Origin of the sequence: Maricaulis sp. D1M11 (assembly GCF_047308265.1) — a bacterium.
In the GTDB taxonomy this organism is placed as follows: Bacteria; Pseudomonadota; Alphaproteobacteria; order Caulobacterales; family Maricaulaceae; genus Maricaulis.
Genome location: NZ_JBKQWY010000001.1, coordinates 853,137 through 860,182, shown reverse-complemented (window position 1 = coordinate 860,182; position 7,046 = coordinate 853,137). Strand labels below are relative to the sequence as shown.

Sequence of the window (7,046 nt, the reverse complement as noted above, 5' to 3'; positions counted from 1 at the left end):
ACACGAATATCACCCATCCCACTTGCATCGCGCCCAGCGTATGAGACACCGTCCGCGTGGGTGACTGGGTCTATGCGCGCTCCGTTCGCAGAAATGGCGATGCCACGGTGAAGCGCCGCCAGGTGCTCGAACTCTACCAGTATGACGACCGCAAGACCCTGTCGGTCGAGATATCACGGGCAAGGCGGAGTTTCAGGCGCTCAACAGCGCCACGTCGCTCGGACAGATCCATGCGGGCTGACCCCCGCATGCACCCTCGCGTCAGCTCACGTCGGATTAATTCCAAACCGGAAACTTCAACTTCTCGCGAGCGGGGTTTTTCCGGCTCCGGCCTGGGTTAGGTTGTCGTCAGCCTATTGCTTGGAGATCACCATGAAACGCCTGCTTCTTGCCGCCGCTTTTGGTCTGGCCACAACAACTGTCGCCCTTGCCGAACCGGTGACCTACGCCTTTGACAAGACCCATACCGTGATCCGCGGAAGCTGGGATCACCAGGGCTTTTCCACCATGTCCATCGAAATGACGGACTATGAGGGCAGCCTGGTTCTGGACGTTGAGACCCCGTCCAATTCCACTGTCGACATCACCTTCAACCTGATCGACGGCTTCTGGGTCGGTGCCAATCAGGACCGCTTTATCGGCCACCTCAATTCCCCTGACCTGTTCAATACGGCCGAAAACCCGACCGCGCGTTTTGTCGGCACCGAGTTTGTCTCCGAAACAGACACGACCGGCGTCATGACCGGTGATCTGACCATGAACGGCCAGACCCATCCGGTCAGCCTGAATGTGACCCTCAATCGTTCCAACACCAATGATGATGGCGTGACCAAGCTGGGCTTCACGGCCACCGGCACGCTGACCCGCTCGCAATGGGGTCTGGGCTACGCCGCCCCGTGGGTGTCGGACGAGATCGAACTCTTTATTTCCACCGAAGTGGTCTCGCAATAATCCACTCCGCTCGAGGCAGGCGCATGCCGCACGGCATGCGCCTGTTCCGACCCGATCATCCCGACCCGATCACCCCGCCCCGGTCACTCGCGCCGCGCGCCCGGGCTGGACCAGAGCGCGACCAGCGCCATCGCCAGGACGGACAGGATCGCCGGCAAGAGCCATTCCAGCTCATCGATGGGGATCTCGTCGATAAAGATCACCTCCGTCCGCCAGTAGACAAAATTGGTGTAGAACATTGCGAGCGAACCGCTCAGCAGAGCCAGCACCAAACCCGCCAATGTGAGCCGGCCGGTCAGGCGCAGGGCGGTCCGGCCCCGCGGGATCAGGACGAGCGTCCGCCGCCCTGTGACCAGACCCGCAATCAGCCAATACCCAAGCGCCAGTGCCAATACCCCGCTCACCGCCGCCCATCGGCCAATCATCCGCGTTGTCTCGACGGCACCGGCACAGGCTTCGCCCGCCGGAACGCCGTTGACATGACTGAGCCACGCACAGCTCAGGTCGAAGTCAAGCTGAGCACCGCCGGTCGCATTGGTCAGGAAATAAAAACCGTCTCCGGTCTGCGGGCGGACATAGATCTGGCCGTGCCAGGTCGAGTTATTCCCGCCATGCCCGATCAGCACACCGTCCGGGGTTTGTGAAAGCGTGTAACTCATTCCGGTCCAGCTCGCGCTGTCGAGCGGGGCGAAGGCCTGTGCCAACACGTCCGGCTGCAGCACACCGCCGCCATCAATATGGGCCCGCAGAAACCGTTCCATATCATCACCAGATGAATAGCCTCCGGCCGCAGCCAGTGCGACATCACGCAGGCTTTCGATAGGCTTACCGTAATAGTTGAAGGCCTGGGAAAGCTGGTCAGGACGGGTCCGGTCAAACGCACTGTCCGTCATACCCAGCGGTGCGAACACCCGCTGTTGCGCAACCATGTCGAGCGGCGCATCCATAACCTCTTCCACCATCATCTGGAGCAGGACATAACCGCCACCGGAGTATACCCGGCTCACACCAGGCTCGCGAACAACGGCGATGGGCTGGAATGCCGTAGACAGCTCATGGATATCGGCGGGCTGATCCTCGTGCGCCCCATAGCCGCCATAACCGTGATTATTCGTGCCACCCGTGTGTTCCAGCAGGCGGCGCACCGTCACCTGCTCAGGGTCGTGACCCCGGTAGTCCAGCTCGAATTGGTGCAGGTAACGGCCGATAGGCGCGTCCAGATCGATCAGCTCATCCTGCGCCAGCGACAGGACGATCCAGACCATCACCGGTTTTGATATGGAGGCGAGATTGAATGCGGTTTCGCCCAGGACCGGGCGGTTTTCACCATCGCGTACCCCGTACCGCGCGGACCAGATCCAGTCACCACCGTGCATAACGCCGGCCGCAACACCGGCGATCGTATACTCGCTGACGGACTGCGTCAGAACCGCATCCATGGTGGCCGCGATCTCTTCCTGCCCTGCGTCACTCGGTATCGTGGTCAGACTGCGCACCGCCGAAAGGCTCAGCACGCACCAAAGCAGCGCGGCAACGCCAAAGCCCACCCTGATTGTCCAGATTTTCATATCCGTATCCCGTGTTGGTCACTCAATCATATGGGCAACGCCCACTACTTAGTATTGCTATATACCTTGCGACGCATACACACAAGCTTTACAAGGGAATCGATTTTCGGGGACGCGTGGATGGACGCTTCAACACAACTCGGCAGCGTGCTCGAACGCTGGAGCTCCCAGGCGCGCAAGGGCTATCTGGAGATGCTCTTGCTCGCCCGTCTCAAAGCAGGCCGCGCCTATGGCTATGAGATCGTTGCCAGTCTCAAACAGGCACCGGGTTTTGAACAGCTCGCAGAAGGAACGGTCTATCCCGTACTGACACGCATGAAGAAAGACGGCCTGGTCGATGCGGAATGGATTGCTGCAGAAACAGGCCCACCCCGCAAATACTACACGATCACCGCCACGGGCACCCGGGCTCTGGTCGAGATGCGTTCGATCTGGACGCGCATGACAGCCATCCTGGACGCACAGGAGACACCATAATGGATGCGCCCGACATGGATCTGAAAACACCGCAAGCCCGCCGCCTGTGGGCAAGATTCAAACGAGACCTGGCCTTTCGCGATCGGGATTTGTCTGCCGCCGACCGGCAGGAGGCTCTGGCCGAAACGGTCGCCCACATCCATGACGCTTTCCTGGTAGCGGGCGGCGAAAGTGAAGTTTCACGCCTGACAGCGGCGCTTCACCAGTTCGGGCCGCTGGAGCAGGCGCCGCCCGCCTGGCGCAAACCGCTGGGTATTATCCTGCACCAGGCCTCGATCCTGTTCATCGGCATAGCCTGTTTCTTTGTGCTCGCACTTCTTCACATGGCAGTCATGGATTTGTTCAATCCCGACGCCGTGGGCCTCTACGTCCATGGAGGGGGAGACTTCACTCTCTCTTACGAAGCCCAACCTCATTCCCGGGAAGTGCTGGGCGGGTGGTTCGCGCCCGCCGCGCTTGGTGTGGCGGCCGTAATCGGCACCATTGTGTTTGCCATCCACCGACTCGCGATTGCCAGTTCGGGGCCTGTATCGGGCTGGATCCGGGAATAGTGAAGCGAGCGGTAACGCCCGCATGCTGACCCGGTCGCAATGGGATCTGGGCTAAGCGTGATCATGACAACAGCAAGGCCCGCATCGCTTGCGTTGGACGTTTTGTTGCACAAAAGAGACAGTCGCTTGACGTAACTGACAGTTGACGTTCACGTCAACGGGAGGCTCGCATTGACTTCCCCTGGGGCGGGAGGCACGTTCGCCGCTCACTTTCAACGGCGCATCCCCTCGCGCCTTTAATCGGAGCCCCGGCATGAAGATTCTCGTCCCCGTCAAACGGGTCGTTGATTACAATGTGAAGGTCCGCGTCAAACCCGATCAATCGGGTGTCGACCTTGCCAATGTGAAAATGTCCATGAACCCGTTCTGCGAGATTGCGGTGGAAGAAGCCATCCGTCTCAAGGAAAAAGGCGTGGCGAGCGAAATCATCGCTGTGTCCGTCGGACCGGCCCAGGCGCAGGAGACGATCCGCACCGCCCTGGCCATGGGTGCTGATCGCGGCATTCTGGTCCAGACCGATGAGGCCGTGGAACCGCTGGCCGTCGCGAAAATCCTCAAATCCATCGTCGATGCTGAAACCCCGGACGTTGTGCTCCTGGGCAAGCAGGCCATTGATGGCGACAACAACCAGACCGGCCAGATGCTGGCTGCACTGCTTGACTGGCCGCAGGGCACGTTCGCATCCGAAGTCGCAGTGGAGGGCGGCAAGGTCAATGTGACGCGCGAGATTGATGGCGGTCTGCAAACGGTTGCGCTTGAGCTGCCGGCTGTGATCACCACGGATCTGCGCCTCAACGAGCCGCGTTATGCCTCCCTGCCGAACATCATGAAGGCCAAGCGCAAGCCGATCGACACCAAGACGCCGGACGATTTTGGCGTCGACATCACGCCGCGCCTGGAAACGGTCAAAGTGACCGAGCCCGCCAAGCGTGAAGCAGGCGTGAAAGTGGACAGCGTGGCCGAGCTGGTGGCCAAGCTGAAAGACGAAGCAGGAGTTATCTAAGCCATGACTGTTCTCGTTTTTGCCGAACACGATAATGCAGCGCTCAATGACGCCACGCGCGCCGTTGTCACCGCTGCCAAGGGCCTGGGTGGAGATGTGCATGTGCATGTGCTCGTCGCCGGTTCCGGGGCCGGTGCTGTTGCCGAAGCGGCTGCCAAACTCGATGGCGTGGCCAAGGTCCTACACGCCGACGACGCGACGCTGGAAAAACCGACGGCCGAGGCCCTCGACGCCCTGGTCACCCCGCTGATGGCGGATTACGACGCCGTGCTGGCGGCGGCCACCACCACGGGCAAGAACTTCCTGCCACGCGTGGCGGCCAAGCTGGACGTGATGCAGATTTCTGACATCACCGCGGTGGTCTCTGCGGATACATTCGAGCGCCCGGTCTATGCCGGTAACGCCATGATGACGGTGAAGTCCAACGACGCCAAAAAGGTGATCACGGTTCGCCCGACCACGTTTGAAAAAGCCGGTGACGGCGGTTCTGCAAGCGTCGAGACGCTGGCGGCCGCAGCCGGACCGTTCAAGTCCGATTTTATCTCCGAGGAATTGTCAAAGTCCGATCGTCCGGAACTGACGGCGGCCAAGGTCGTAATCTCCGGCGGACGCGGCATGCAATCCGGCGACAATTTCCACCTGCTGGAAAAGGTCGCGGACAAGCTCGGTGCAGCTGTGGGTGCCTCGCGCGCTGCCGTGGATGCGGGTTTTGTGCCCAATGATTATCAAGTGGGTCAGACCGGCAAGGTTGTCGCGCCCGAACTCTACATCGCCGTGGGTATCTCCGGAGCGATCCAGCACCTGGCCGGCATGAAGGACTCCAAGGTCATCGTGGCCATCAACAAGGACGAAGAAGCCCCGATCTTCCAGGTCGCGGATTACGGCCTTGTGGCTGACCTGTTCCAGGTCCTGCCTGAACTGGAAGCCGCGCTCTAACGCGTGCCTGCCATCACTCACACGAACGCCCGGACGGTTCCCGCCCGGGCGTTTTTGTTTTCATCTCTGGACCCGGATCAATCCGTGCGGGTGAGCACGTGCCAGATGAGGCGCCGCCAGGTGCGCAGACGATTATGGCGCTCGGCGGCCTGGTGCAAACGCCCCCGCTCGTCCGGCCCCAGATAGATGCCATCACGGATGACCGCGCGCACGAGGCGCGTCGCATAGATATCGTCCAGCGGATTGTCTTCCACCAGCAGCAGGTCAGCCCGATATCCCTCGCTGACACGGCCGATCTGACCGTTCAGCCCCAACATATGGGCCGGCGTCGTGGTCGCCGCCTGCAGGGCCTCCGCCGGGCTCAGCCCGGCATGGGTCAGCCACACCAGCTCATCATGCGCCGAGATCCCGTGCGGCGTCACCATCACGCCCGCATCACTGCCCACGACCAGAGGCACGCCGGCCTCATGCAGGAAGCCAGTGAATTCGGTATAGAAGGCCTGCATTTCGGTTCGATCCGTGTGCGGATAACCGGCCCAAAATCCCCAGCGATCCTGTTCAAAATGCGAGATGACGGGGTTGAACACGGACATTTCCGGACGGGTGATGTGAGCGCCCTCGGTCTCGACAATTCGGGCCAGATTGCCATGCACAACAAGGGTGGGCGACACAGTGGACCCGCTTGCCGCAATCTCGTCCGCTAGAATGCGGGCCCGATCGCGGTCCGTATCATCATCCAGAGCGTGCCAGATGATCGATTCGACATGTTCGATGGAGGTGAAGCGCCCCATCAAGGTCGCATCAAATCCCATCGGCGCCTCTTGCGTCCCCTCGACCGGGTGACCGGAGACCTGCATGCCCAGGCGCTCGGCCTCAGTGAGAATGCCCGTATAGCTCTCGCGTGAGAGGTTGGAATAGACTTTCACATGCCGGAAACCGCGCTCATATTGCTCGCGCACTTCCGCCCGGGCCTCCTCTTCACCGCTGACCCAGTGCTGCAGGACGTCGGAATTGCGACCGCCTCGCTCATTGGTAATCGGACCCGTCGTAAAGAAACGCGGCGCCAGAAGACGGCCCTCGGCAATGCGGCGCTCCATTGAAAGGTGGAAGGGAAGCCCGCCCATATTGCGCACTGTTGTGACACCCTGGACGAGATTGGCCGCAAGGTCGGCTTCGTCAAACACATGGACATGGGTGTCGATCAGGCCGGGCATCAGATAGAGCCCCTCCCCCTCGACAATCCGGCGGTTTGCCGGGTCAATCAGTCCCGGTGTCTCGATCCGCGTGATCCGCCCGTCCTCGATCAGGACATCACGTGGCGCGCTGAGACGGTCGGCCTCCGCATCCACAATCCGAACCTGGGTGACCAGAAGCGGACCGCTCTCATACCGCGCCGTGCGCATGGCCGAAGGTGTCCCGGCCGATGCCATATAGGTCACACCCAGGGCCAGAATCATAAGACTGACCACGCTCAAGATTATCCAACGCCACATGTCGCTCTTCCCATTGCTGCTGCGCTGACAGAGATGAGGATAAACGCGTTATGTGTCGTCCGATATC

Annotated in this window: 7 protein-coding genes; 5 read left to right on the top strand and 2 right to left on the bottom strand. The window is 60.9% G+C overall.

Going from position 1 to position 7,046, the window contains the following annotated elements:
• Nucleotides 1-372: 372 nt before the first annotated feature.
• Entirely contained in the window at nucleotides 373-951 is a 579-nt protein-coding gene (locus tag RMQ97_RS04100) for a YceI family protein (RefSeq protein ID WP_413659561.1), read from the top strand.
• 83 nt (nucleotides 952-1,034) lie between these two features.
• Here the strand turns inward: RMQ97_RS04100 and RMQ97_RS04095 are convergent, their stop codons facing one another.
• Nucleotides 1,035-2,519, bottom strand: coding sequence for a serine hydrolase domain-containing protein (locus tag RMQ97_RS04095; RefSeq protein WP_413659560.1), 1,485 nt, complete (start codon nucleotides 2,517-2,519; stop codon nucleotides 1,035-1,037).
• Between the two features lie 120 nt (nucleotides 2,520-2,639).
• Between RMQ97_RS04095 and RMQ97_RS04090 the strand changes: the two genes are divergently transcribed.
• The 4 genes from RMQ97_RS04090 (at nucleotide 2,640) to RMQ97_RS04075 (ending at nucleotide 5,486) form a co-directional block, all read left to right on the top strand.
• Complete coding sequence (locus RMQ97_RS04090; RefSeq protein WP_413659559.1) at nucleotides 2,640-2,996, top strand: PadR family transcriptional regulator; 357 nt, start codon at nucleotides 2,640-2,642, stop codon at nucleotides 2,994-2,996.
• A complete protein-coding gene (locus RMQ97_RS04085; protein ID WP_413659558.1) occupies nucleotides 2,996-3,547 on the top strand; it encodes a hypothetical protein in 552 nt (183 codons plus the stop codon). Before RMQ97_RS04090 ends, RMQ97_RS04085 begins: the two co-directional genes overlap by 1 nt.
• A gap of 253 nt (nucleotides 3,548-3,800) precedes the next feature.
• Complete coding sequence (locus tag RMQ97_RS04080; protein WP_413659557.1) at nucleotides 3,801-4,550, top strand: electron transfer flavoprotein subunit beta/FixA family protein; 750 nt, start codon at nucleotides 3,801-3,803, stop codon at nucleotides 4,548-4,550.
• A 3-nt stretch (nucleotides 4,551-4,553) separates the two neighbouring features.
• Nucleotides 4,554-5,486, top strand: coding sequence for an electron transfer flavoprotein subunit alpha/FixB family protein (locus tag RMQ97_RS04075; RefSeq protein WP_413659556.1), 933 nt, complete (start codon nucleotides 4,554-4,556; stop codon nucleotides 5,484-5,486).
• 77 nt (nucleotides 5,487-5,563) lie between these two features.
• On the opposite strand, the gene RMQ97_RS04070 is transcribed toward RMQ97_RS04075, so the two are convergent.
• Nucleotides 5,564-6,979 carry an amidohydrolase family protein gene (locus RMQ97_RS04070; protein WP_413659555.1) on the bottom strand — a complete coding sequence of 472 codons (1,416 nt, stop codon included), beginning with the start codon at nucleotides 6,977-6,979 and terminating at the stop codon, nucleotides 5,564-5,566.
• Between the last annotated feature and the right edge of the window lie 67 nt (nucleotides 6,980-7,046).

What these genes read in the sequence shown, in the direction of transcription:
- RMQ97_RS04095 (WP_413659560.1), bottom strand. Translation starts at nt 2,519, where the DNA reads ATGAAAATCTGGACAATCAGGGTGGGCTTTGGCGTTGCCGCGCTGCTT.
- RMQ97_RS04080 (WP_413659557.1), top strand. Translation starts at nt 3,801, where the DNA reads ATGAAGATTCTCGTCCCCGTCAAACGGGTCGTTGATTACAATGTGAAG.
- RMQ97_RS04085 (WP_413659558.1), top strand. Translation starts at nt 2,996, where the DNA reads ATGGATGCGCCCGACATGGATCTGAAAACACCGCAAGCCCGCCGCCTG.
- RMQ97_RS04070 (WP_413659555.1), bottom strand. Translation starts at nt 6,979, where the DNA reads ATGTGGCGTTGGATAATCTTGAGCGTGGTCAGTCTTATGATTCTGGCC.
- RMQ97_RS04100 (WP_413659561.1), top strand. Translation starts at nt 373, where the DNA reads ATGAAACGCCTGCTTCTTGCCGCCGCTTTTGGTCTGGCCACAACAACT.
- RMQ97_RS04090 (WP_413659559.1), top strand. Translation starts at nt 2,640, where the DNA reads ATGGACGCTTCAACACAACTCGGCAGCGTGCTCGAACGCTGGAGCTCC.
- RMQ97_RS04075 (WP_413659556.1), top strand. Translation starts at nt 4,554, where the DNA reads ATGACTGTTCTCGTTTTTGCCGAACACGATAATGCAGCGCTCAATGAC.